Origin of the sequence: Bifidobacterium catulorum, assembly GCF_003129925.1 — a bacterium.
Lineage (GTDB): Bacteria > Actinomycetota > Actinomycetes > Actinomycetales > Bifidobacteriaceae > Galliscardovia > Galliscardovia catulorum.
Genome location: NZ_QFFN01000007.1, coordinates 63796 through 88658, shown reverse-complemented (window position 1 = coordinate 88658; position 24863 = coordinate 63796). Strand labels below are relative to the sequence as shown.

16 protein-coding genes and 5 tRNA genes are annotated in these 24863 nt (G+C 64.7%); 16 read left to right on the top strand and 5 right to left on the bottom strand.

Features of this window, described 5'->3' with window-relative positions; translation table 11 throughout:
• The first annotated feature begins 274 nt into the window (after positions 1-274).
• From DF200_RS04350 to DF200_RS04340, 3 genes are all read left to right on the top strand, one after another.
• Positions 275-835, top strand: coding sequence for a YbhB/YbcL family Raf kinase inhibitor-like protein (locus tag DF200_RS04350; protein ID WP_109137059.1), 561 nt, complete (start codon positions 275-277; stop codon positions 833-835).
• A 135-nt stretch (positions 836-970) separates the two neighbouring features.
• A complete protein-coding gene (locus DF200_RS04345; RefSeq protein ID WP_109137058.1) occupies positions 971-2548 on the top strand; it encodes a C69 family dipeptidase in 1578 nt (525 codons plus the stop codon).
• 324 nt (positions 2549-2872) lie between these two features.
• On the top strand, positions 2873-4396 hold the full coding sequence (locus tag DF200_RS04340; protein ID WP_109137057.1) for a formate--tetrahydrofolate ligase: 1524 nt from the start codon (positions 2873-2875) through the stop codon (positions 4394-4396).
• 290 nt (positions 4397-4686) lie between these two features.
• Here DF200_RS04340 and DF200_RS04335 read toward each other — a convergent pair whose 3' ends face one another.
• The gene (locus tag DF200_RS04335; RefSeq protein ID WP_109137063.1) at positions 4687-6108 is read right to left on the bottom strand and encodes a C1 family peptidase; all 1422 of its coding nucleotides are present in this window, start codon (positions 6106-6108) and stop codon (positions 4687-4689) included.
• A 297-nt stretch (positions 6109-6405) separates the two neighbouring features.
• On the opposite strand from DF200_RS04335, the gene DF200_RS04330 reads away from it, so the two are divergent.
• From DF200_RS04330 to amrS, 5 genes are all read left to right on the top strand, one after another.
• Positions 6406-6479: transfer RNA gene (locus tag DF200_RS04330), tRNA-Lys, on the top strand.
• Positions 6480-6804: 325 nt separating this feature from the next.
• Positions 6805-7803 (top strand): NAD(P)H-dependent glycerol-3-phosphate dehydrogenase, encoded by a 999-nt coding sequence (locus tag DF200_RS04325; protein WP_109137056.1) that lies wholly within the window; start codon positions 6805-6807, stop codon positions 7801-7803.
• A 170-nt stretch (positions 7804-7973) separates the two neighbouring features.
• Positions 7974-9110 carry a D-alanine--D-alanine ligase family protein gene (locus DF200_RS04320; protein WP_109137055.1) on the top strand — a complete coding sequence of 379 codons (1137 nt, stop codon included), beginning with the start codon at positions 7974-7976 and terminating at the stop codon, positions 9108-9110.
• Positions 9111-9279: 169 nt separating this feature from the next.
• Positions 9280-11034, top strand: a complete 1755-nt coding sequence (gene amrB, locus DF200_RS04315; protein WP_241520118.1) for an AmmeMemoRadiSam system protein B — start codon at positions 9280-9282, stop codon at positions 11032-11034.
• A gap of 93 nt (positions 11035-11127) precedes the next feature.
• The gene (amrS, locus tag DF200_RS04310) at positions 11128-12210 is read left to right on the top strand and encodes an AmmeMemoRadiSam system radical SAM enzyme (protein WP_241520117.1); all 1083 of its coding nucleotides are present in this window, start codon (positions 11128-11130) and stop codon (positions 12208-12210) included.
• A gap of 5 nt (positions 12211-12215) precedes the next feature.
• Here the strand turns inward: amrS and DF200_RS04305 are convergent, their stop codons facing one another.
• Positions 12216-12734 carry a GNAT family N-acetyltransferase gene (locus DF200_RS04305; protein WP_109137053.1) on the bottom strand — a complete coding sequence of 173 codons (519 nt, stop codon included), beginning with the start codon at positions 12732-12734 and terminating at the stop codon, positions 12216-12218.
• Positions 12731-13549, bottom strand: coding sequence for a mechanosensitive ion channel family protein (locus DF200_RS04300; RefSeq protein WP_109137052.1), 819 nt, complete (start codon positions 13547-13549; stop codon positions 12731-12733). Before DF200_RS04300 ends, DF200_RS04305 begins: the two co-directional genes overlap by 4 nt.
• Positions 13550-13663: 114 nt before the next feature.
• Here DF200_RS04300 and DF200_RS04295 point away from each other — a divergent pair, with 114 nt between their 5' ends.
• The 3 genes from DF200_RS04295 (at position 13664) to DF200_RS04285 (ending at position 17850) form a co-directional block, all read left to right on the top strand.
• Complete coding sequence (locus tag DF200_RS04295) at positions 13664-15250, top strand: amidohydrolase (RefSeq protein ID WP_241520116.1); 1587 nt, start codon at positions 13664-13666, stop codon at positions 15248-15250.
• Between the two features lie 282 nt (positions 15251-15532).
• The gene (locus DF200_RS04290) at positions 15533-16072 is read left to right on the top strand and encodes a nitroreductase family protein (RefSeq protein WP_109137051.1); all 540 of its coding nucleotides are present in this window, start codon (positions 15533-15535) and stop codon (positions 16070-16072) included.
• Between the two features lie 278 nt (positions 16073-16350).
• The gene (locus DF200_RS04285) at positions 16351-17850 is read left to right on the top strand and encodes an aspartate ammonia-lyase (protein WP_109137050.1); all 1500 of its coding nucleotides are present in this window, start codon (positions 16351-16353) and stop codon (positions 17848-17850) included.
• A 50-nt stretch (positions 17851-17900) separates the two neighbouring features.
• On the opposite strand, the gene DF200_RS04280 is transcribed toward DF200_RS04285, so the two are convergent.
• Positions 17901-19139, bottom strand: coding sequence for a DUF2974 domain-containing protein (locus DF200_RS04280; protein WP_109137049.1), 1239 nt, complete (start codon positions 19137-19139; stop codon positions 17901-17903).
• A gap of 863 nt (positions 19140-20002) precedes the next feature.
• Between DF200_RS04280 and DF200_RS04275 the strand changes: the two genes are divergently transcribed.
• Positions 20003-23692, top strand: a complete 3690-nt coding sequence (locus DF200_RS04275; protein WP_109137048.1) for a thiol reductant ABC exporter subunit CydD/CydC — start codon at positions 20003-20005, stop codon at positions 23690-23692.
• 32 nt (positions 23693-23724) lie between these two features.
• On the opposite strand, the gene DF200_RS04270 is transcribed toward DF200_RS04275, so the two are convergent.
• Positions 23725-24246 (bottom strand): NAD(P)H-dependent oxidoreductase, encoded by a 522-nt coding sequence (locus DF200_RS04270; RefSeq protein ID WP_109137047.1) that lies wholly within the window; start codon positions 24244-24246, stop codon positions 23725-23727.
• Between the two features lie 196 nt (positions 24247-24442).
• On the opposite strand from DF200_RS04270, the gene DF200_RS04265 reads away from it, so the two are divergent.
• From DF200_RS04265 to DF200_RS04250, 4 genes are all read left to right on the top strand, one after another.
• A tRNA-Gly gene (locus DF200_RS04265) sits at positions 24443-24515 on the top strand.
• A gap of 9 nt (positions 24516-24524) precedes the next feature.
• Positions 24525-24596 (top strand) — tRNA-Val (locus tag DF200_RS04260).
• 46 nt (positions 24597-24642) lie between these two features.
• Positions 24643-24715 (top strand) — tRNA-Val (locus DF200_RS04255).
• Positions 24716-24757: 42 nt separating this feature from the next.
• A tRNA-Ala gene (locus DF200_RS04250) sits at positions 24758-24830 on the top strand.
• Positions 24831-24863 lie beyond the last annotated feature (33 nt).

The following is a 24863-nucleotide window of genomic DNA, read 5'->3' as shown; positions in this document are numbered from 1 at the left end:
ACACCCTCAAACACCCACCTGCCCACCTGATCCTCCCAACGGTCAGTCAGGTGTTGCAACGACCACTAGAACCCGCCCAGCTCCCCTCCGTCGGGAGGGGAGCCGGTGGGATGAACGCGGCTGCTTGGTTCCCGTCGGGGTCGAGGGAGCCGGTGGGGTGCAGTTCAATTCGGCTCCCCTCAGGATTGAGGGGAGCTGTCGCGCATGGCGCGACTGAGGGGAGTCGTCTCTCCCCGAAGAGACACTGTCGGTGCTCGTGGTCTATGCTTGGTTTATGAAGATTTCAGCCGATTTCACCACGATCCCCGATGTGTTCGCCAAGCACGCCGAACCCGAATACCAGGCCGCGGGCGTGCCCGTCGTCTCCTTCCCGTTCTATGTCGACGACGTCGATCCCAGCGCCCAATACCTGCATTGGACGTTCACCGACCCCGACTCCATCCCCGTCTGCGGATTCGAGTGGATCCACTGGACGGTCGCCAATCTGCCGATCGCCGCGCTGATGTACGACTTCAACGACTCCCGTGCATTGCAGATTCCGCCGGACTTCTCCCGCCAGATGGTCGCCATGATCCCCGAGGCCCTGCAGGGCCGCACCTCTCAGGCGTCGCCGTTCGTCGGCGGCACCGATCCGGCCGCCACCATGCGATACAACGGGCCGCAACCGCCGGACCAGGACCACGACTACTATCTGCACGTCTATGCCACGAAGAATCCGCTGAAGAACCTCGCCGGCGGATTCTGGATGAACGAGCTCGTCCACGCACTGCGTGACGCCGCGGCCGCCGGAGATGCCGCCGACCAGGACGCCATCTTCCTCACCGGTCGCGCATAGGCCGGCTGCGCGCGAGCATCGCCGCCGCGAATTGCGGCGTCCTCATACGAGACGCTCGCGCCATACAGCAGTTCCATCATCCGGCGCGTCCCGTCATCGGACGTGCATCATCCAGCAAGGAGAGCAAACAACATCATGTCGTGCACCACGATTCTGGTAGGCAAAAACGCCAGCTACGACGGTTCGACGATCATCGCCCGCAACGAGGACTCCCAGCAGGGCGAATTCACGTCGAAGAAATTCGCCGTCGTCAAACCCGAGGATCAGCCGCGCAAATACCGTTCCGTCATCAGCCACGTCGAAATCGACCTGCCCGACGACCCCATGCAATACACGTCGGTGCCCGACGCCGTCAACAAACAGGGCATCTGGGGCGAAGCCGGAGTCAACGAGGCCAACGTGGCCATGAGCGCCACTGAAACCCTCACCACCAACGAGCGCGTGCTCGGCGCCGACCCGCTCGTCGAGCTCGTGCCCGCGAAGGGCGACGAAGCCGAAATCCCCGGCGGCATCGGCGAAGAGGACCTGCTCACCATCGTATTGCCGTACATCCGTTCCGCCCGCGAAGGCGTCGAACGCCTCGGATCGCTGCTCGAACAATACGGCACATACGAGATGAACGGCATCGCCTTCTCCGACGTCAACGAGATCTGGTGGCTCGAAACCATCGGCGGACATCATTGGATCGCCAAACGCGTGCCCGACGACGCCTACGTGACCATGCCGAACCAGCTCGGCATAGACGAATTCGATCTCGACGACGCGCTCGGCGACCAGGCGGAGCACATGTGCTCCGCCGACCTCGACGACTTCATCGCGGACAATCATCTCGACCTCGCCGTCGAAGGCGTATCTCCGTTCAACCCGCGCGACGCCTTCGGCTCGCACTCCGACCGTGACCACGTATACAACACGCCGCGCTCCTGGTACATGCAGCGGTTCCTCAATCCGTACGACGAAGTATGGGACGGCCCCGACGCCGCCCACCGACCCGACAGCGACGACATCCCGTGGGCACGCCAGCCCGAACGCAAGATCACCATCGAGGACGTCAAATACGTGCTGAGTTCGCACTATCAGGGCACGCCATTCGACCCGTACGGCACGCTCGGCGACGAATCCACGCGCGGCAGCCTGCGGCCCATCGGCATCAACCGCCAGAGCCAGCTCGCCGTCATGCAGATTCGACCGTACCGGCCCGAATCATGCCGGTCGATCCAGTGGATGGCCTACGGATCCAACGCGTTCAACACGCTCGTGCCGTTCTATGCCAACGTGGACGCCACGCCCGCATACCTCGCCGACACCACCGACCACGTGGATTCCGGCAACTTCTACTGGGCGAACAGGCTCATCGCCGCGCTCGCCGACGCACATTTCGCCGTCACGTCGCCGCTGATCGAACGCTACCGCGAGAAGACCGGCGGACTCGGGCATCGCATGATCGCCGCCGCCGACGAGCAGGTGGGGCGGCTCGACGACAACCCGGTGGACCTCGACGCGCTCGCCGACGAGGAGGAGGCCGTGGACGACGTGCGCGACGCCGATGCGATCGTGGCCGCCACGCGCAATCCCGAGGTGCGCGGGGTGCTCGCCGCCGCCAACCAGACCATGGCCGACCAGCTCAGGGCCGAGACCGATGCGCTGCTCGCGGATGTGCTGTACTCCGCCAGCATGAACATGCGCAACGACTTCCACCTGAGCGACAACTGACCGCTTGCGCCGTGGTGTGCGGCGTTGTGCCGCGTTGCGTGTCGGACTCCACGTTGCGTGCTGGACTTTGCGTTGTGTGCTGGACTTTGCGTTGTGTGTTGGGAACAGGAATGTTGCAATTGCAACGAATGCGATTTTTGCGGTCCAACACGTAGGGGCAAGTCCAGCACGCAACCCATGCAAAGAGACGCGCGGCGATGAAAACATGCCCGTGATGTACGCTTGAACCGTTGTGAGTCGTACGAAAACACCGCGAATCGCAAAACCGCATCACAATTCCAGAGGTTCCGCAGAGGTTCCACAGGAGCATTCCACAGGAGAATCATGACCAACATCGATGATTTCACCAGCCAGTACGGCATCGTCAAGAAGATCGACGCCTTCGGATATCTCGACTATCTGAAGAAGAACCCCGACGCCCCGCGCAAGCACGGCAAGGTCGTGCTCGTCACCGCCGACACCCCGCTCAAGGCGAGCCGCGGCGAAGGCAAGACCACCACCACCATCGCCCTGATCGACGCGCTGCGCCACCACGGCATCGACGCCACCGCCGTGTTGCGCCAGCCGAGCATGGGCATCACCGCGGCCGGCTCCAAGGGCGGTGCCTCCGGCGGCGGCAAGGCGTCCCTGACCCATCCCGAAATCATCGACTGGGGTCTGTGCGGCGAGATGGGCGCCATCGAGGCGGCCCAGAATCTGCTGGTCTCCTTCGCCGAGAAGGCCGTGGACGACGGCAAGCTCGACACCGTGCTCGTGCCGCGCGTCTCCGAGGTGCCGAGCCGCTCCCTGCGTTCCATCGCCGTGGACTACGGCAAGAACAAGGGCAACGTCGCCGAGAAGACGGTGCTCACCCCCACCTGCGAGCTCATGCAGATCGTCGTGCTCTCCCGTTCGATGGACGAGATCGCCGAACGTGTGGGCAAGATGATCGCCGGCACGATCGACGGCGAACCGGTGACGTTCGCCGAACTGACCGACATGTGGCGCATCACCAACATCCTCGGCGACGCCGTCAAGCCGGCCCTGACCGAAACCGTGAACGGCACGCCGGTGTATGTGCATGGCGGCCCGTTCGCCAACGTGTCCGTCGGCATTCCGACGCTGGTCTCCGTGGAACTGGCCTGCGCCCTGCACGACGTGGTCGTCGTCGAAGCCGGCTACGGCGCCGACGCCGGTGCGCAGAAGTGGCTCGACATCGCCTCCCGCGAATACGGTGCGCAGTGGCCGTCCGCCGCCCTCGTGGTGACGCGCGCCACCACCTGGCGTGACGATCCGGACCGTCAGTGGCGCTACCCGTTCCACGTGAACCGTCTGGAGAAGCTCGGCATCCCGACCTTCCCGCTCGTGAACCTTTGGGAGGGCGAGGACGACCAGATTCCGGCCTTGCAGGAGACCGCCTCCGAACTCGGCTTCCGCACGCCCATCATCGGCAACCTGTTCCGTGACGGCGGCGACGGCCTGCTCGACCAGCTCGATGGTTTCGTCACCGCTCTGAACGCCGTGGACGCCCCGTCCCAGCCGGCCAGCCACAAGGGCGAGGACGTGGTCGACACCGTGCGCTGGATTGCCAAGAATGCGTACGGCGTGCCGGCCGACCGCGTGGTGTTCAAGCCCGGGTTCGAGGAGTCCCTGGCCGACGCCCGTGAACTCGTCGCCAACCTCGGCCGCGACCTCAACGATTTCGCCGTCTGCGCGGTCAAGTCCCCGGCCACCATGACCGACGACGACACCGCCGCCGCCGACGAGCGCACCGTCACGCTCAAGAAGGTGGAGGCGCGCGCCGGCTCCGGCATCGTGCAGGTGAACCTCACGACGTCCCTCACCACCCCGATGCCGAAGATCGTGTGAACCATCTCGCATCTCGGCTGATATCCGGCTCCATCTTCTGGAGTGCATATGCAAGTGCCTCGGGGTATGTCCGTTGGAATTCCAACGAGCATACCCCGAGGCACATTGCTATGCGCGCCATATGCACTCCGGAAGATGCGGACGGGTACCCGTAAGGCCTCCGAACCACTTCGGAAAACGAAGATGGCCTGCCTTTGACGGGGAAGGAACCCCGGCCGGCCGCCGATCCGGTCGGGGCTCCTCAACCCCTAGGCATAGCTCAAACCCCTAGGCATAGCTCATGCGGCTCCCTACGCGCACCGCGTGGCGCGTGAGATCGGCTCCCATGGCTGCACCATCACCGGCTCCGTCCCGAAGATTGCCTTCGTCGCATCGTCGAGCACGTCGTCGTGGATCGCCACCTCGTTCACATAGTCGTCGAACCAGGCGTCGGTCGCGGTGAAATAACCGTCCCGGCCCGCATCCTTGCCCCAGCTGTTCTCGATCTTCCAGCGATCGGGCCTTCCATCGGCGTCGAGGTTCACGCCGATCAGCGTCATCGCATGGTTCGAGGGACTCACGCCGTACTCCAGCCGGTCGCCCTTGCCCATCGTGTATTCGATGCCGAACAGGTCCTCCACACGCACGGTCGAACGGTCGAACACCCCTTCGTCGCGCAGTGCGAACTGGTCGCAATCGCAGGCGAACCATACCGGTCGTCCGCCACGCAGCTGGTCGACGATCGCCTTCTTGAACACGTCGAGCGGCACGTTCGCGAACTCGATCGGTTGCCCTCCGACCACGTTGCCGTCGTGTTCGAGCCGATACAGCCGGCCGAACGGCGTCCGTTTCATCGGCGCGTTGACCAGCCCGACGTAGCGGTCGAGGTCCTGCTTCACGTATTTGGCGTAGAACGCCATCGGCGTGATGCCATGTTCGACGATCACCGTGCCCTTGATAAACCCATCGTCCGAATCGTTGCCGGCGCCGGCTCGTTCCGTCCCGGACTCCGTCGCGCCGCCGTTCTTCCCGTCCTCGTCGTCCTTGCCGCGCGCGACCCAGTCGAACGACCGCGGCGGCTCGCCCAACGCCACGGCCACAATCCGATATACGGTGTTCATCATCGCGCTCTTCCGACCGCGCAATCCGTCCATGCCTACGCCGTTCTCGTGCGCCGAACGCAGTTCGCGCGCGAATTCGCGCAGCTTCGCGTTGAGATACTGCGTCAACGCGTCCGAATCGCGCGAGTTCGCGTTCTCCGGATACGCGGACTTCGGCACCAGACCGTATTTCGCGGCCAATGCGGCGAACATCGCCCACCATCCGCCGTCGTCGGCCGGATAGTCGTTGATTGCCTGGAACAGCCGCGAATCGGTCGGCTCGTCGATCGTCTCCAATATCTTCTCCAGATAATGGTTCGACTTCTCCAATTTGTCGTAGAAGAACAGGTACGTCTCCGAGAATTCGAAGTCGTCGAGCCCCCAGCGTCGCATGACGTCGTGCCGCAGCACGTTCAGGCTGGCGAACATCCAGCAGCGTCCGGAACGACGTTGCGAGGTGATGGATCCCTGTTTGAGTTCGATGGAGAATTCGCGGGGCAGAGCGCGCAGACCGCGGTAGTCGGTCGCCGCCTTGAGCACGCCGCTGCTGGTGGCGGCCGTGGCGGCGACGATGTTCGCGCGGTCGGCGTTGAACAGGGCGGAGTACTCGCCCAACTGGTTCGCGGTCAGCATGGCGTCCTGCGGGAGGCGGGCGTCGTGCGATGCGGGATTCGGTTCTTCTGTCATGTTTTCCGTCATGGGAATGTCAATACCCCGCCCCGATGACGTATGGGTTACGGGGCGGAACGGCATCAGACGTGTGTCCCGGATTCCATGCTCCATGACAGCCGTGAATCATATGGAGGATGTCTGCGATTCGTCGAACCCTTGGAAATACTGGCGACACGCCGTATGAGGACGCTGATTTGCGCGTTTGTGATTTGTGAGTATAGTTATCTCTCGTTGCGGCGGACACCGCAGCAACGAATTGCCCCTTTAGCTCAGCTGGTTAGAGCAGCGGACTCTTAATCCGCGTGTCCAGGGTTCGAATCCCTGAGGGGGCACTTTTTTATATCTATTATCTTTGTTATATTTATTATTTATGCAACCCCGTCTTCGGATGGGGTCTTCGCGTAGGCGCTGTTTTAGCCGATGGGCCGCCCGGCGTTGCCCTGCCATGAACGGAGCAGTCGGCAAGACCGGATTAACACCCAGATTGTTAATTACACCCCGACACGCAAGACAAGAGAACACCTCACCCCGGATTTAAGACACACGTTTTGACCCTTAACCCGGCTTGTTGGCCGCGGAACCGGTGGAATGGTGAAATATAGACCGCCGCTTATCATGGGTCTGCGTATGTGATGCGGTTAACAAAGGAGCTGGACTATGACAAACGTGACGGTATTGGGTTCGGGAGCATGGGGGACCACGTTCGGGCAGATTCTCGCCGACGCGGGCAATGCGGTGACGATGTGGGCCATCGAGCCGGAGATCGTCGCCGACATCCGTGACAACCACCGCAACTCGTACCGTCTGCCGGTCGTGGAGCGGCTTCCCGAGAACATGATCGCGACCGGCGACCGCGCCGAGGCCGTGGCGAACGCCGAGATCGTCGTCGTGGCCATCGCCGCGCAGTTCGCCCGCGTGGCGTTGGAGGAGTTCAGGGGGCTGATTCCCCGCGACGCGCTCGTGGTCTCCCTGATGAAGGGCATCGAGCGTGGGACCGGCAAGCGCATGGACGAGGTCGTGCGCGAGGCGCTGGACCTGCCCGAGAACCGGTTCGCCGCCGTCTCCGGCCCGAATCTGAGCAAGGAGATCGCCCGTCGCGAGCCGAGCGCCACCGTGGTCGCCTCCACGAACCCGTATGCGGCCGCCCGCGTGGCCCAGGCCTGCTCCACCACGTATTTCCATCCGTTCACCTCCACCGACGTCATCGGCCTCGAACTGTGCGGCTCGCTGAAGAACGTGGTGGCGCTCGCCGTAGGCATGGCCCGTGGCGCCGGCTACGGAGAGAACACGGCCGCCATGATCGAGACGCGTGGCCTGGCGGAGCTCACCTCGCTCGGCAAGGCGTGCGGCGCCGACCCGAAGACCTTCTCCGGACTGGCCGGCGTGGGCGATCTCATCGCCACGTGCGGATCCCCGCTCTCCCGCAACTACACGTTCGGCGCGAACCTCGGCAAGGGCATGAGCGTGGAGGAGGCCACCAAGGCCAGCGACGGCGTGGCCGAGGGCGTGGCCACCACCGCCACCGTGGTAGCGCTCGGCGACCGGCTCGGCGTGCCCACCCCGCTCGCCGCGGCCATGACCCATGTGCTTGAGGACGGCATCTCCTGCGCGCAGATGCTGTCCGAACTGTTCGGCACCGAAATCACCGCCGAGTAGTCGTTTAAAACCGGAATTTGGCCGATCCGTTCATGAACAACCCTTTTTCGGGGCCTTCATGAACGGGTCGGCCAATTTTTTCGGGGGAAACCCCTGACGGCTGTCCGGCGGAGTAGTCTTGCTATCGATATGATGAACGGTGATATCACCGGACCGGAGGATTGTGGATTATGACCAGAAAACGCATCGTGGTGTTGTACGGCGGCAGGGCCGACGAGCATCCGATCTCCTGCATCTCGGCGGCGAGCGTGCTGAACGCCATCGACACCGATCGTTTCGAGCCGATTCCCGTGGGCATCACCAAGGACGGCAAGTGGATCGTGGACGGCGAGGACCCGCGCGGCTGGAACCTCGACAGCGGCGTGCTGCCCGAGGTCGAGATCACCGAAGACGCGAAGATGGTCGTGCTTGACGTGGCCCTCGGTCAGGACGGATTCTTCGCGCAGAACGGCAACGAGCTCGAATCGCTCGGCCATGTCGACGCCGTGTTCCCCGTGCTGCACGGCCCCTACGGCGAGGACGGCACCGTGCAGGGCCTTCTTGAGATGATGAACGTGCCATACGTGGGCTGCGGCGTGCTCGCGTCCGCCGCCTGCATGGACAAGCACTACACCAAGGTGCTGCTCGCCGCCGCCGGCATTCCCGTGGCCCCCGGCATCACCATCGACGCCCGTGATTTCGACGTCGCATCCGAATTCGCCGCCAACGGTCCCGCGCTGCTCGACCAGGTGAAGGCCGCCGGCCTCGCATATCCGCTGTTCGTCAAGCCGTCGCGAGCAGGCTCCAGCTTCGGTGTGACCAAGGTGGAGAACCCCGACGACGCCGACGAACTCGCCGCCGCCGTGTTCGAGGCATCCAAGCATGATTGGCGCATCCTCATCGAACAGGGCATCGACGCCCGTGAGGTCGAATGCGCGGTGCTCTGCCCGAAGGCCGGCGACAAGCCGCGGGTGAGCTGGCCGGGCGAGATCGTGCTCGACTCGCGCAGCACCGACGCCGACTCCTTCTACGACTTCGACAGCAAGTACATGGACTCCAGCGCCTCCCACGTGGAAGTGCCGGCCGCCCTGCCGAAGGAGCTGCTGGAAAAGGTGCGTGAGACGGCGGCCAAGGCGTTCGTGGCCGTGGACGGCGCGGGACTCAGCCGCGTCGACACGTTCGTGACCGCCGACGGCGACGTGATGGTCAACGAGATCAACACCATGCCCGGATTCACGTCCATCTCCATGTATCCCAAGGCGTGGGAGGCCACGGGCATCGCCTACTCCGACCTCATCACCACCCTCATCGACGGCGTGCTGCGCTAAGGCGCCGGACCGCGCCACCGGTTCCCGTTGGTTGTGACTACGCGACTGAGGGGAGCTACAATCGGGTGCCCGGTTCCCGTTGGTTGTGGTGATGTGACCGACGGGAACTGCGATCGGATGCCCGGTTCCCGTCCGTCGCACTACGATGGGATGTGAGGCGGTGATTGCCATGACATCCATCGAACGTATCCGTCCGGCGGCGGTGGCCGGCGCATTCTATCCCGATAATCCCCGCATATTACGGCGCATGATCGCCGAACAACTCGATTACGCGCGCGGCCTGCTCACGCCTGAGGTGCTTGCACGCCTGCCCGAAGGCGCGCCCAAGGCCGTGATCGTGCCCCATGCCGGCTACGTCTATTCAGGCACCACCGCCGCGCTCGCCTACGCGCTGCTGGAACGAGGGCGAGGCACGATTCGTCGGGCGGTGATCGTGGGCCCGACGCATCGCGTGGCCGTGCGGGGCGTCGCCATGAGCCGCGCCACCGCGTTCGCCACCCCGCTTGGCGTCGCGCCCGTCGATGTGGCCGGCGAAGCCCGGGCGTTCGGATTCCGGCCGCGAACAACCCGCGCCGACGCCCCCGACGACATCCTGCTGGGCGGATACGCCGACTTTCTGCGACTGCCGGACGACACCTACGCCACGTCTGATTCCACCGCACCGGCACTGTTGCTCAACGAACCGACCCACGCGCGCGAGCACGCCGTCGAAGTGCAGATACCGTTCCTGCAGACCGTGCTCGGCGACGACATCGACATCGTGCCGCTGAACGCCGGCTCCGCCACGCCCGACGAGGTCGGCGACGCGTTGCGTGCGTTCTGGGGCGGTCCGGAGACGGTGGTCGTCATCAGCTCCGACCTGTCGCATTACCATCCGAACGCCTACGCGCGGGCGCTCGACGACGAGACCATCGCACGCATCGCCGCCCTTGACCTGCCGATCCATCCCAACCGTGCGTGCGGCGCCTATCCGGTCAACGGACTGCTCGACGTCTGCCGGAACGGACTGCATACGTCGGATGACGGACGGACGTCGAACGCGCGCGAACGGTTCATGCTACGGTTCCTCGGATGCTGCACGTCCGGCGACGGCGGCGAGGCCGCGCTCGCCGACGATCTGACCCGTCCCGGCGTTTCGGAGGGCGTGATCCACGCCACCCGACCCGCCATGGTCGACCGGGACGAGGCCGTCGTCGGGTATGCCTCGTTCGCGATGTGGGAACGGAACGTGGACGATGATGACGGTGCCGATGACGACGATGCCGTTGACGACATTGATGCCGTTGACGACATTGATGACATTGATGACATTGATGACGGACATGTCGTTGACGACGGTGCCGACAGGTCGGCCGTGCTGCTCGGCATCGCCCGGACCGCCATTCGACGGTATCTCGGCATCGATGATGCCGGCGATACGATGGCGGCGACGGTGGATCGCCTGTCAGCCCGCCACCCGTGGCTGCGCGAACCGGGCGCATGCTTCGTCACGCTCACCGAGGGAGGTCGGCTGCGCGGCTGCATCGGCACGTTGGAGGCGTATCGGCCGCTTGGCCGTGACGTCGCCGGACACGCGGTGGACGCCGCCAGCCGCGATCCGCGATTCATGCCGGTGACGGCCGCGGAGTATCCGCTGCTGGGCGTGGAGGTATCGGTGCTGTCGCGTCCCGAACCGATGCGCGCCGCCAGTCGCGACGAGCTCGAAGCGGAGCTGCGTCCGCATGTCGACGGTCTGATCATCGAGGATTCCCATACCGGCCGGCGTGCCACGTTCCTGCCCCAGGTGTGGGACGAGCTGCCCCGGCCGGATGATTTCGTGGGGCATCTGCTCGCCAAGGCCGGTCTGCCCTCCGGGCTGACCTGGACGGGCGGCCGCATCCGCTGCAGCCGCTACACCGCGACCGCATACAGGGAGGAGACGTAGCTCTTGGAAGCCTGTTGCCGAGACGTTCATGCAATCGGCTCCCCTCGACGAGGGGAGCTGTCGGACGAAGTCCGACTGAGGGGAGGAGACACCTTGCGCGCCACCACCATCAACAACGAATCCGCATCCATGAACCCCCGCGCCGTCGGGCGCTGGCAGCATCGGCTATCGGACGGCCGCACGCAATGCGATTTGTGCCCGCGCGCATGCAGGCTCAAACCCGGGCAACGAGGATTCTGCTTCGTGCGCAGCAGCCACGACGGCGTCATCGTCTGCGACACCTACGGACGCAGTTCCGGCTTCGCCATCGATCCCGTGGAGAAGAAGCCGCTCAACCACTTCCACCCCGGCAGCTCCGTGTTGAGCTTCGGCACGGCGGGATGCAACTCCGGATGTCGGTTCTGCCAGAACTGGGATATTTCGAAGGCCCGCGACTGGGATCGTCTCGGCGCGGAGGCTAGTCCGGAGAGGATAGCCGACGTCGCATGCCAGTACGGCGCGGAATCCGTGGCGTTCACCTACAACGATCCCATCATCTTCGCCGAATACGCCATCGACACGGCCGCCGCCTGCCGCGAGCGCGGCATCCACCCCATCGCCGTGACGGCCGGATACATGAGTGCGCAGGCCCGTCCGGAATTCTATGATGCGATGGACGCGGCCAACATCGATCTCAAGGGCTTCGCCGAGGAGTTCTACCGGAAGGTGACCGGCACGCATCTGCGGGATGTGCTGGACACCATCGAGTTCGCGGTCAACGAGGCGCGCACGCCGGATGGCGGCCGCGTATGGGTGGAGCTGACGACGCTGCTCATTCCCGGATACAACGACGATGATGCGCAGCTGCACGCCGAATGCGCGTGGATCCGGGAGCATTGTGGGCGGGACGTGCCGTTGCATTTCTCCGCGTTCCATCCCGCGTACCGGATGGCCGACGTGCCGTGCACGCCGTTGGAGACGCTCGTCCGTGCGCGAAGCATCGCGATGGGGGAGGGGCTGCGCTACGTGTACACCGGCAACGTGCACTATCCCGAGGGCGATGCCACATACTGCCCGAATCCGGAATGCGGCGCCGTGCTGATCCGGCGCGACTGGTACCGGATCGGCACGAACCGCATCACCGGCGACGGCCGTTGCCCCGACTGCGGCGTCTCGGTCGCCGGCCGGTGGGGGTGAGGGAGCTACAGAATCGTCTCCATGCCGATCTTCTGCGGCGTGAGCCCGCAATGCTTGTAGAACGCCATCGCCGCAGGATTGCACGACCACACGTTCAGTGTGACGTTATGGCACCCGTGCTCGCGGGCGAAGCCGAGCACGTGCCGGTACAGCGTTTCGCCGATGCGCCGCCTGTGCGCGGATTCGTCCACGCACAGGTCGTCGATGTACAGGGTGGTGACGTCGGTGAGGACATGGCTTCCCGAATGCCGCTGGAATATGCAGAACGCGTAGCCGAGCACGCCGGATGCAGCGGCGGCCTCGCCGTCCCCGTCCGCCGACCCGTTTCCGCCGTCCCCGTCCCCGCCGTCATAGACGAATATCGGCCGCTCGTCGTCGGCGATGATCGCCGCAAGCTCCTCGTCGGTGTATTTCTTCGCGCCCGCCTTGAACAGATCGGGCCGGCCCCGGTGATGCACCTCGGCCACCTGATACAGCAACCGGTCGATATCGGGGATGTCCGCTGTCGTCGCTCGTCGAATCACCGTTCCTCCTCCGCACCGGCCGCGTTCTGCACGAGGAACCCTTCGCCGGCGATGGCCCGCGCCGCCCGGTCCTGCATCGTGGAGAGCAGCACGCCCGGCTTGGTGAACAGCAGCACCCTGCCTTCGATGCCGTATGGCGAGAATCCGCTGAACTTCACGATCGGCGGATTGTCGGGCAGCATGATGTCGTCCGTCGCCGCCCTCACCGCGTCGACCACGGTCTTCGCTATCGCATCCGTATCGGTGTCGTTGCCGCGGATGGTGAACGACACCGTCGTCATCGCCTCGTTCGATTCGGGCATCTTCTTCAACGCGGCCGTGTTCAGCACCGAGTTCGGGATCCACATCTCGCTGCCGTCGCGTTCCGTCACGATCGTATGACGCCACGTCACATCCTTGACGAGGCCGGTGGCACCGTTGATCGACACAAGGTCGCCGGGCTGCACCACCTTGCCGAGCATCAGTCCGAATCCGCCGATGATGTTGGATATCGTGTCCTTCAGACCGAACGACACCGCGATGCCGCCGACGCCAAGAGCCGTCATCAGCGACGTGGGATTGATGCCGAACACCGGCTGCAGCACGATGCTGATGGCGAACACCCAGATCAGCACACGCACGATGTTGATGAAGATGGACGCGCTGGGGATGTCGGATTTGTCGAGCGCAATGCCCATGCCTCGGGTCACGACCTTGACCACGATAGCGGCCGCCGCGATCACGATGACGAGGAAGATGATGCGCGAGGCGTTCGATTCAAGCCATGCCAACGGGTTTTCGATGAGATTGCGTAATGATCCTTGGGTGATGTCCATCCCTTTATCGTAAGGGACCGAATCTGTGTGTCGCGTAAAGGAGCCGTATGCATCATAACCTTGCCGGACCGGCCGGGATCGTCCACCGAATCCGCCGCCGGCAAAGGTGGGAATATGACGGAGGGGCAAGCCGGACTGTGGCATGATGGCGGTATGGGAAAACATGAGACGCGCATCACCAATGCGCGAATTCCGGGGACCGACAGAATCGTCGACATCGCGGTGCTGGACGGCGTCGTCACACGCATCGCCGCGGCGGGGGACGTGCATGGCCGCGACAACGGCGAGATGTTCGCCAAGCCCGCCTACACCGCCGCCTACACCGAAACCGTGAACGCCGGCGGCCGTTGGGTGATTCCCGGCCTATGGGACGGCCACACGCATTTCACCCAATGGGCGGCCACGTTCGGCAGGCTCGACCTCATCAGGGCCACCAGCGCGCATCAGGCCATGGAGATGCTGCGCGACTATCTTGACGACCGGCGCAACTCCTTCGCCGGGCTCGACCCCGACACGTTCATCGTGGGAATGCGGTTCCGCCATTCATTATGGGATGACGACCAGCAGCCGTCCCTGGCCGCGATCGACGCCGTCGCCGGCGACCAGCCGGTCGTGCTCTCCAGCGCCGACATGCACTGCGGCTGGGTGAACACGGCCGCAGCCAAACGCCTCGGCGTGCGCGTCGACGATTCCGGACTGGTCGGCGAGCTCGAATGGTTCGACGTCTACGGCAAACTCGACGACGCCACCGGCAAGGAACAGCTCAAACTCGTCAAGGCCGCCGAACAGGATGCGGCGGCCAAGGGCGTCGTCGGCATCTGCGACTACGAGATGGCCGACACCATCGCCCAGTGGCGCAAGCGATTCGCCAAAGGCATCGACAGGCTCCGCGTGCGCGTGGGCGTCTACCCCGAACGGCTCGAAGAGGCCGTCGCCGCCGGATGGCAGGGCGGCGCGCAGATCGAAGACAGCGACGGCCTCGGCCGCGTGACCACGATGAAGCTCATCGCAGACGGATCGCTGAACACCCGTTCCGCATACTGCTCCGAACCGTATTCGTCGATCACGCCCGAAACGCGCGGCGTGATGAGCTACAGTCCCGAACAGATCGAACACTACATGACCATCGCGCGTGCCAACGGATTCGACGTGGCCTGCCACGCCATCGGAGACGAGGCCAACACCGTGGTGCTGGACGCGTTCGAGCACACGGGCGCCACCGGGTCCATCGAACACGCGCAGCTGCTCAAACCCGGGGACGTCGCACGGTTCAGAGCGCTCGGACTCGTGGCCAGCGTGCAGCCGCAGCACGCCGTGGACGACCGCGACGTCGTCACCCGGTACTGGGGCAACACGTCCGCCATACCGTTCCCCTACCGCACTCTCTACGACGCCGGCGTGCCGCTGCGCTTCGGCTCCGACGCGCCCGTCGCCGTGCTCGACCCATGGGTCGCCATGGCCGCCGCCGTCTACCGCACCGACAACGAGCGCGACTCTTACCAGCCCGAACAGCGGCTTGGCATCCAGACCGCGCTCGAATCCTCCACCTTCGGCAACGGCAGCGAGATCGCGGTCGGCGATCCGGGCGACCTCGTCCTGCTCGACAAGGACCCGTACGCCACCTATTCCGCGGCCGAACTGCGGTCCATGCCCGTCGCCGCCACCATGTGCGCCGGCCGATGGACCCATTTCGCGCTGTAGCCAAAGCATCCGACCGGCGAGCCGGCAAAGCGCTGGACGCGAATCCATCTATGATCGCGGGACGAGCCGGTCGGCGGACGGGTAAGACACGGAATCCATATAGAAAGGCTCCCCCTGCGAAGTAGGGGGAGCTGTCAGGCACCAGCCTGACTGAGGGGGTTCCATACACAGCAGCCCCCAAACCGTCCGCGCGGTTTCGCATCCGGCAAAGTCCCTGATCGCTCGCCTACAATGGGCGGTAGGTCGGCATAGTGGCCGACGTCGAGCATCCAGGAGGTTGCCATGAACATGATGCAGGTGATCAGAACACGCAAGACGTGCCGTGAATTCACCGACGAACCGGTGACGAAGGACCAGATCCGCACCATCCTCGAAGCGGCCAACGCCGCGCCCATCGGCATGCACGACTATGAGGCCATCGAGATCTCCGTCATCACCGACAGGTCCAAGATCGACAGGATCGACGCGCTCGCCGGCCCCAACGCCGGACGCATGGGCACCGGCCCGACCTACAAGGCCCCCGTGCTGATCCTGCTTTCCGGCGAGGAATCCGGCATCGAACGCGGTACCGCCTACTGCAACGCGGCCGGCATCATCGAGAACATGGCGCTCGCGGCCACCGACCTCGGCCTCGGCAGCGGCTACATCCTCGGCGTCGTCAAGGCCCTGCAGTCGCATCCCGAACTGTTCGCCGAACTCGGCGTGGACGACGGCTACGTGCCGGTCTCCGCCATGACGCTCGGCCATGCTGCCGACGTCACGCTGCTCACCGCCGAACGCGAGCCGACGATCTCCAACTTCGTCACCCACTTCGTGGAGTGACGGCGCGCCCATCTAATCGGCTCCCCTCTTTGAGGGGAGCTGTCGGCGTTAGCCGACTGAGGGGTGCGGTTCGCTGTGCGCGGGGATTTCCTCGCGTTCGATGAATCGCGCTTTCATCGCCTACGGACAGTCCACCGGACTGCCCGCTTGAAGGCTCAGCTTCTCAGTCAGTCCCCGGCCTCTAAGCTTTCGGCTGACGTTTGGCGTTTTGTCGGCCGAGCGGCCATGATAGTGACGGACAGTTTTTCACTGGGAGCTTCACTGGGAGGGATTCCTTCATGGCCAGGCATGCGACGAAAGTCACCCGGAAAACCCATCGCGACACCGCCACTCGCACGGAACACGACTGCATCGGCACGTTCGAGGTGCCGGCGAAGGCGTATTGGGGCATCCATACCGCGCGCGCACTGGAGAACTTCCAGGTCTCCAACATCCCCGACTCCACCCATCCGCAGCTCATCAAGGCCTACGCCACCGTCAAGAAGGCGTGCGTCACCGCCAACGAGGAGCTCGGCCTCATCCCCGGCGTCCAGGCGGGCGCCATCCGTCAGGCGTGCATGGAGATCGAGAACGGCCGCTGGATGAACCAGTTCCCCGTCGACGTGTTCCAGGGCGGTGCCGGCACGAGCACGAACATGAACGTGAACGAGGTGATCGCCAACCGGGCGCTGGAACTCGCCGGCCACAGCAAGGGCGATTACGAATTCATCCACCCCAACGACGACGTCAACAAATCCCAGTCCACGAACGACACGTATCCGGCCGCATGCAAGCTGGCGCTGATCGACGCGCTCGGCCCGCTCGCGCAGTCCGCCGACAAGCTGGCCCACGCGTTCCATCGTCTCGCCGACCGCCACATCAACGACGTCACCGTCGGCCGCACCCAGCTGCAGGACGCCGTACCGATGACGTACGGCCAGGAGTTCCACGCGTTCGCGAGCTTCCTCAAATCCGACGTCGCCGCGTTCGAGGCGCTGGTGCCGCGGCTGGCCGTGCTGAACCTCGGGGCCACGGCCATCGGCACGGGCATCTGCGCCAACCCGGAGTTCCGCACGTCGGCGATCCGGCATCTCGCACAGATGACCGGCCTGCCCATCACCGCCGCACCGGACCCGATCGCCGCCGTTACCGACATGAGCGTATATGTGGCCGTGTCGAGCGCGGTGAAGAACCTCGCCATCCATCTGAAGAAGGCGGCCGACGACCTGCGTCTGCTCAATTCCGGTCCCCAGGCGGGGTTCAACGACATCAACGTGCCGGCGCGCCAGGCCGGGTCGAGCATCATGCCCGGCAAGGTGAATCCGGTAGTGCCCGAATGCGTGAACCAGTGCGTGTTCTCCGTTTTCGGCATGGACACGACCGTGCAGTGGGCCTGCGCCGAAGGGCAGTTGCAGCTCAATGCGTTCGACCCGGTCATCATCCATGCGCTGCTCAGCGGCATGGAGCTTATTTCGCGGGCCATGGACGTGTTCCGCGATGAGTGCGTGAACGGCATCACCATCAATGCGGAGGTCGGTCGCCGATACGCCGAGTCGACGCCGTCGATCGCCGCGTCGTTGAACGAGGCGTTGGGATACGAGGACGCCATGATGATCGCGAAGGAGGCCGAGTCGAGCGGCCGGACCGTGCGCGAGGTGGCCGGCGAACGCACCAGCATCCCCGCCGAAAAATTGGACGAGCTGCTTGACCCGATTGCGTTGTCCCGTCGGCTCGGGCAGACCTGCCGCGAACGCAAGCAGCGCGGCGGCGGCCGCAGGCAGTCCAAGCAGTCAAGATAGTCGCCCCGCGACCTCATTCGTCGGGTGGTCGGAATCCTCCTCCTAACACGCTACCGCATCAGCATGGCGCGAACGAGGAGGTTGACGAAGGCCAGGAGGTTGCGACGGTCCTCGTCGGATAGGCCGACGAACGAATTGACCATGTCGGGGATGGATTTGGGCAGGGCCGGCAGCATGGACGAGAGACTGTTCGCACCGGTCGAATCCAATAGTCGGAACAGGGCGTCGACGGCGCGTTCCCGCTGTTCGTAGGTCAGTCCGGTCAGCCAGTCGTTCAACGCCTTGTTGAAGTATTGCGATCCGGATTTCAGGCCCGGCGCGCGTTCGAATTCGCCGTCGTCGCCGATCTGCCATGAATACGACAGATGCTGCATGATGCCTTTCTGGTCGGAACGCACCACGATGCATGGTTCCGGGGTTTCGAGGATCATGCCGACAATCGATGAATCGGGGACGATCTTCTCCACCGGGGGCATGGATTCGATGGCGGCCGATCCGGCGACGACGTCGCGTGGGAATCCGGGGCCGTCGAGCGAATACGCGCGGACGATGCGCCGGCGTATGCGCGTATCCACGTTCATCGCGGCGTAGACGGCGAGGTTGCCGCCTTTGGAATGGCCGAGCAGCACGATCGGGCCGCGCCATATCCTGGCCACGCGGGTCACGTAGTCGGCGGCGGCGCGTTGCGCGGGGATGGGATATTGGAAGGCCATGTTGAAGTCCTCCTTCCATCCGACGAAGGAGTCGTCGGTGCCGCGGAAGGCGATGGCCAGCGTGGGGGCGGGCTCGTCCGGGTCGGCGGCGTGGCCGTCGCCGTGCGCCATGGGGATCAGCATGGTGACGGCGGCGAACTGCGTCTGCGTCAGTTCGCTGAACCGTTCCTCGTAGGCGGCCACTCGGATCGGACCGAACCGCGGGCTCGCCGCCACGCCGGTGTAGAGGCGTTCGGTGAGTCTGGGGTCGCCGAGTCCCGCATGGCCGGTCTTCACACTGAAATCCGCCGGATAGAGATGGTCGGCGATTTCGGTGAGCGTCGGTCCGTCGAACGGCGCGCGTACCACGTCGCGCAGCGAGGCGAGGGGATGACGCGGCGAAAACAGGGCGAGTCTTCTCCATACGGTCCGATACCGGTGTTCGACATCGTCCAGCGTAGGCACGATGCCGGGCATCTTCTGATAGGAGAGCGCCGCCAGGACGAGCGCGTCGACGGCGCCGAACGCTCGCGTCTCCGCGTCCGTCGGGCCGAAGGCGCGGGTCTCCGTGTGCGCATAGTCGATGATGTTGCCCATGGCCGCCGCCTTTCCGTGTTCCCAGTCTCCCACAAGGCCCGGTTATGTACGAGCCGAACCATGGATGGTTGCTTTCGGGATTGGAGACCTCGTCGGCGTGTTGCTCTTGGAAGGGTGAATTCTTGTGAAAGTTCCCTAATTAGGGGGTAAGTGTCTGGATGCCTCTCCAATAACGATTGATGTCGGGGGAGCGAGGGGAGATGAATAAGTTCCGAGGGTATCAAAGGGGTATGTAAGCGGGCTGTTTTCGTTGATATTATGCCGATTCTGTAGGCACTGCCATGCTGAGGGCTGATGCATGAGGGGTGTTTTGAACGAAGGCTTGAGAAAAGAGCGGGAACATGAGACGGACTGATGGTGCGAACAGCAGAGGGGGAATAATCGCGTGTGCTGCTGCGGCATTGTCCGCACTCGCGGTCCTGGGAACGATGGCCATCGCCGGCACCGCCGCCGCGGCCGCGGATGAGGAAAACCGCTCGGCTTCGGTCGCCAAGACCGCGACCCCGCAGCCGGACACCGCGGCGAAGCGGACGAAGCTGGCGGAGGCGCGGCAACTGCGTCCGAAGAACGCCGCCGCGGCCGTGGCCGAAACCCCTGGTCTGGGTGCCCCGACCCATAACAAATACGTCAACTTACGAAGGACGATATGCCCGACGAAGCGTCTGGCGACGGCGTGGCTGCCGACGTGGCGGCGAGCGGCATCGCGGATTCCGGACCGTCCGGAGCCGAGTGACCGATTCGGCACGTCTCAGGATGATTCGGGCCGTTCGATCTCACAAAAAAATCTCTGGACAAGACCGATGTTCATTGTTAGTGTGGTCGGCGATTATTCACGAGCACATACGGCAATGATGGGGTACACAATGTTCGACAAACGACTGTTCGCGCTGGCGCCGGGAATCGGCCGTCTCATCGCGGGCAAAGTGGCGTTGATGTGGGTGGGTCTGCTCGCCAACGTCGCATTCATGATCGCAATGGTCTCGATGCTGTCCGACGTAGTGGAGGGCGTACGCAACGGGACGCCGCTTGCGGGCGACATGCTTGCGTACCTCGGCGTGTTCGCGGTGGCCGCGATCGTGCGGTACGCGGCCACGCGGGCCTCCACCCGGCTCGGGTTCGAGGCCGCCGAACGCGTGAAACTCGCGTTGCGCGAACGGCTCTACCGCAAGATGCTGCGGCTCGGCCCGTCATACTCCAGCCGTGTGAAGACCGCGGACGTGGTGCAGTCGGCGGGCGAAGGCGTCGAACAGATCCAGAGCTTCTTCGAACTGTTCCTGCCTCAGCTGTTCTATGCCGTGCTGGCGCCGATCACCCTGTTCGTGGTGCTGACCCCGGTGAACTGGTCCGCGGCCCTGGTGCTGCTCGTCTGCGCGCCGCTGATCGTGGTCATCGTCGGGCTCGTGGCCATGCGGGCCGCCCGCGTGTTCAAGAAATACTGGGGCAAATACACCGACATGGGCGCCGCGTTCCTCGATAATCTCCAGGGACTGGAGACGCTCAAGACCTTCGACGCCGACGAACGCGCCGCCCGGGACATGGACCGCAAGGCCGAGGAGTTCCGCGTGATGACCATGCGCGTGCTGCAGATCCAGCTGCGCTCGCTCACCGCCATGGACGTGGTGGCCTACGGCGGCGCCGCAGCGGGCATCGGCATGGCGGTCTGGCAGTATGCGCACGGCGGCCTTGGGCTGGGTGGCGGCCTGCTCATCGTGCTGCTCTCGGCCGAATTCTTCATTCCATTGCGGCAGCTCGGCTCCTACTTCCATGTGGCGATGAACGGCATGACCTCCACCAAACGCATCTTCGCGCTGCTGGACGCGCCCGAACCGGAACATGGCGGCAGGACGCTGGACGCCGCGGGGGAGACGTGCCTCGGGGTGTCGCTCGGGGATGTGGGATTCGCGTACGGGGACGGGGACGCTGATTCCGGCGCCGATGGTTCCGATGGCGTGGCCGAGCCGGCATCCATGCAGGGTTCCGGGTCCCAGGCGTTGCGCGGCATCTCGTTCACGGCGGTGCCCGGCAACCTCACGGCGATCGTGGGCGGCAGCGGCTCCGGAAAATCCACGGCCGCCGCGCTGCTCGCCGGCACGCTCACCGGATACACCGGGTCGATCACGCTGTGCGACGACCATGCCGAATACGAGCTGCGCGACCTCTCGACCGAATCGATCACCAAGGCCGTGACGCTGGTCTCCTCGCGGGCCCACCTGTTCATGGGCACGCTGCGCGAGAACCTGCTCATGGCGCGCCCAGACGCCACCGAGGACGAACTCTGGCAGGCGCTGCACGACGCACGCATCGACGAATTCGTGGACGCACAGCCGCAGAAGCTCGACATGCGCATCGAGCAGGACGCCGCGAACCTCTCCGGAGGCCAGCGCCAGCGCATCGCCATCGCCCGCGCGCTGCTGCACGACGGCATGATCTACATCTTCGATGAGGCCACCAGCAGCGTCGACGCGGAAAGCGAGGCTCAGATCCTCGCCGTCATCCGTGAGCTGGCACGCGACAAGACCGTCATCATGATCACCCACCGCATGGCAAACGCGGTGGAGGCCGACACCGTGGCCGTGTTCTCGCACGGCAGGGTGGCCGAACACGGCACGCACGGCGAGCTGCTCGCCGCCGGCGGCGAATACGCGCGCATGTTCCGCGTCCAGGAGGCCATCGAGAACGTCGGCGCGACCGAGCAGACGCGAGTGGTGAGGGTTCCTTCCGACGAACCGGCCGAAAACAGCGGCATCGAGGTTGGTCAGGAATCGGAAAAACCGCGGAATTCCAACGATATTGGAGCAGATGCCGTGGCATCGGCCGAGTGGGTTTCCCGAACAAGGCCTCACGACTCGCGTTCCCGGCGTGAAGCGCTGATCCCGCGGCTGCTCAAGGTGGCCAGTCCGCTCACCCGGTTCATGGTGGCCGCCTGCGTATTCGGCACGCTCGGGCATCTGGCCGCCACGTTCCTGCCGGTGTTCGGCATGATGGCGCTGTTCGCCGCCGCCGGACGGCCGGTATGGGGCATGGGCGTGGGGGCGTCGGTGGCCGCCATGGCGGTGTGCGCGCTCATCCGCGGACTCATGCGCTACACCGAGCAGTACATGAACCACAACGTGGCGTTCCGCCTGCTCGCCCTGTTCCGCTCCCGTGCGTTCGCGGCGCTGCGCAGACTCGCCCCGGCCAAGCTCGACGCCAAGGGCAAGGGCGATCTCATCGCGCTGATCACCACCGACGTCGAAATGCTGGAGATCTTCTTCGCGCACACCATCTCCCCGGTGGTCATCGCCGTGAGCAGCACGGTGGTGTACGCCGTGGCCCTCTGCCTGCTGGACCCCATGACGGCACTGTTGCTCGTCGGGGCGCATCTCGTCATCGGCGTGGGAGTCCCGGCGCTGTTCGGCCGAGCGGTGGGCGGCATCGGACCGAGGCTGCGCAAGGACTCCTCGGCGCTCGACGACCAGGTGCTCGACGGATTGCGCGGCGTGGGCGAGATCATCCGCTTCGGCGTCGGCGAGGCGCGCGTGGCCGACGTGGTCTCCCGCACGCGCGACCTATGGGCGCAGAGGGCGCGGCTCAACCGCATCAACGGGCATTACGCCGGTCTGGGCGGCCTGCTGGTGCTGGTGTTCACTGCGGCCGCCGCAGCAATCGCCGCAGCCGGAGTCGGAGCCGGAGCCCGGACCGCGTCCGAGGCGGTCGTGGCCGTGGTGCTGCTGGCCAGCTCCTTCGGCCCCACGCTGGCGTTGAGCGCCCTGCCCGCGAACCTCACCAACACGTTCGCCGCGGCACGTCGCCTCTTCGCGCTGATGGACGAGTCGCCGGCGGTGACGGAACGGGGCGTGGAGCGCCCCGACTACACCGGTATGGCGCTCGACGACGTGACGTTCTCCTATCCGGACGCCGACGCCCCCGTGGTCGCCGGCTTCTCGCTCGACGTCCCCCGTTCCGGTGTGCTGGGCATCCAGGGGCCGAGCGGCCGTGGCAAATCCACCGTGCTGAAGCTGCTGATGCGGTACTGGGACCCGCAGTCGGGGCAGGTCCGCCTTTCCGACGTGGCGTTGCCCCGCGTCGACGCCCATCACCGCCGCCGTGTGCAGACCATGATGAGCCAGGAGACCGCGCTGTTCGACGGCACGATTCGCGAGAACCTGATGATCGCGCTGCCTGCGCCCGCATCCGGTGCCGCGCCCGGTGCCGACGGCGATGCCGGCACCAACGCCGCCTTGGATCTCGACGCCACGCTTCGTGAGGCCTGCCGCAAGGCCTCGGTGCTCGACCTCGTCGATTCGCTCCCCGCGGGCCTCGACACCCCCGTCGGAGAATTGGGCGACCGTCTTTCCGAGGGGGAGCGTCAGCGCATCGGACTGGCCCGCATATTCCTGCGCGATGCGTCGCTCGTGCTGTTCGACGAGCCGACCAGCCGCCTCGATGCGCTGAACGAGGCCGTGATTCTGAACTCCGTCAACACGCTGGCGTCGGAGCGTCACACCGCCATCGTGCTGGTCTCCCACCGCGCCTCCACCATGCGCATCGCCTACCGCGTCGTGGAGGTGTGAGGTCGGCCGGTCCGTTCGTCCGTTCGGTCCGTTCAGTCCGTGAACGCGTCGGCGTAGCGCTTGGCGGCCGCGTCCAGCTCCTCCTCGCTGATCGCCGACGTGTTCTGCACCAGGATCGGCTCGCGCCACGTGAGGTCCACGCGGAACGCGGTCAGCTCGAACGGGCTGAGCAGCTCCTTCATCGTGTGTCCGTATTCGCCGTCGGTCTGGTAGCGCGAGGCTGGCGAGCCGGTCGTCACCACCAGCTGCACGGTCTTGCCGTCGAGCGCGGTGCCGCCCGCGTAGGCCCAGCCGGGCGCCAGCACGGTGTCCTTCCACTGCTGCAGCAGCGCCGGCGCGCTGTACCAGTAGAACGGGAATTCCAGCACGAGATGGTCGATCGACTCGACGAACGCCTGCTCGGCGGCCTTGTCCACCTTGAAATCGGGGTAGAGCGCGTATTCGTCGCGCACGGTCACGTCGGCGGGATGGCGGGCTTCAAGCGTGTTGATCAGTCGACGGTTGATTTTCGATGCGGCGTAGTTCGGGTGGAACAGCAGGATTCCTGTGGACATGGATTCGTTCCCTTCCATGGATTGGTGTTGACTGGCGGTTTCCAGTGTATTGCCGAATGCTCGGAACTGATGCGACACGCCCGGATTATCGTTATATATCCTAGTGATACCAAGTGTTTTTCGATTTTTTCCTTGTTTCGATTGGACATGGTCGAATATTCGTGTATAGTAATCATTCGTTGCCTCACGGCGACATGCGGACATAGCTTAGTTGGTAAAGCGCGACCTTGCCAAGGTCGAGACCGCGGGTTCGAGTCCCGTTGTCCGCTCGCAGACCCGGGCGGTTGGCGCAGAGGTAGCGCACTTCCCTGACACGGAAGGGGTCACAAGTTCGAATCTTGTATCGCCCACTGAGCCGATTCGTTCGGTGGAACCGATAGCGATATCGGGAGCGTCGGGTGATTGGCGCAGCGGCTAGCGCACTTCCTTCACACGGAAGGGGTCGCAGGTTCGATTCCTGCATCACCCACGATGTGTGCAGGTTCTGAATCTGTCGCAGATAAGTAAATACGGGGCTATGGCGCAGCTGGTAGCGCATCTCCATGGCATGGAGGGGGTCGGGGGTTCGAATCCCCCTAGCTCCACAGATGAAATCCTCCGAGGCTTCGGCTTCGGAG

Coding starts and splice junctions, on each gene's coding strand:
- DF200_RS04350 (WP_109137059.1), top strand. CDS start 275: ATGAAGATTTCAGCCGATTTCACCACGATCCCCGATGTGTTCGCCAAG.
- DF200_RS04345 (WP_109137058.1), top strand. CDS start 971: ATGTCGTGCACCACGATTCTGGTAGGCAAAAACGCCAGCTACGACGGT.
- DF200_RS04340 (WP_109137057.1), top strand. CDS start 2,873: ATGACCAACATCGATGATTTCACCAGCCAGTACGGCATCGTCAAGAAG.
- DF200_RS04335 (WP_109137063.1), bottom strand. CDS start 6,108: ATGCTGACCGCGAACCAGTTGGGCGAGTACTCCGCCCTGTTCAACGCC.
- DF200_RS04325 (WP_109137056.1), top strand. CDS start 6,805: ATGACAAACGTGACGGTATTGGGTTCGGGAGCATGGGGGACCACGTTC.
- DF200_RS04320 (WP_109137055.1), top strand. CDS start 7,974: ATGACCAGAAAACGCATCGTGGTGTTGTACGGCGGCAGGGCCGACGAG.
- amrB (WP_241520118.1), top strand. CDS start 9,280: ATGACATCCATCGAACGTATCCGTCCGGCGGCGGTGGCCGGCGCATTC.
- DF200_RS04300 (WP_109137052.1), bottom strand. CDS start 13,549: ATGGACATCACCCAAGGATCATTACGCAATCTCATCGAAAACCCGTTG.
- DF200_RS04295 (WP_241520116.1), top strand. CDS start 13,664: ATGACGGAGGGGCAAGCCGGACTGTGGCATGATGGCGGTATGGGAAAA.
- DF200_RS04290 (WP_109137051.1), top strand. CDS start 15,533: ATGAACATGATGCAGGTGATCAGAACACGCAAGACGTGCCGTGAATTC.
- DF200_RS04285 (WP_109137050.1), top strand. CDS start 16,351: ATGGCCAGGCATGCGACGAAAGTCACCCGGAAAACCCATCGCGACACC.
- DF200_RS04280 (WP_109137049.1), bottom strand. CDS start 19,139: ATGGGCAACATCATCGACTATGCGCACACGGAGACCCGCGCCTTCGGC.
- DF200_RS04275 (WP_109137048.1), top strand. CDS start 20,003: ATGTTCGACAAACGACTGTTCGCGCTGGCGCCGGGAATCGGCCGTCTC.
- DF200_RS04270 (WP_109137047.1), bottom strand. CDS start 24,246: ATGTCCACAGGAATCCTGCTGTTCCACCCGAACTACGCCGCATCGAAA.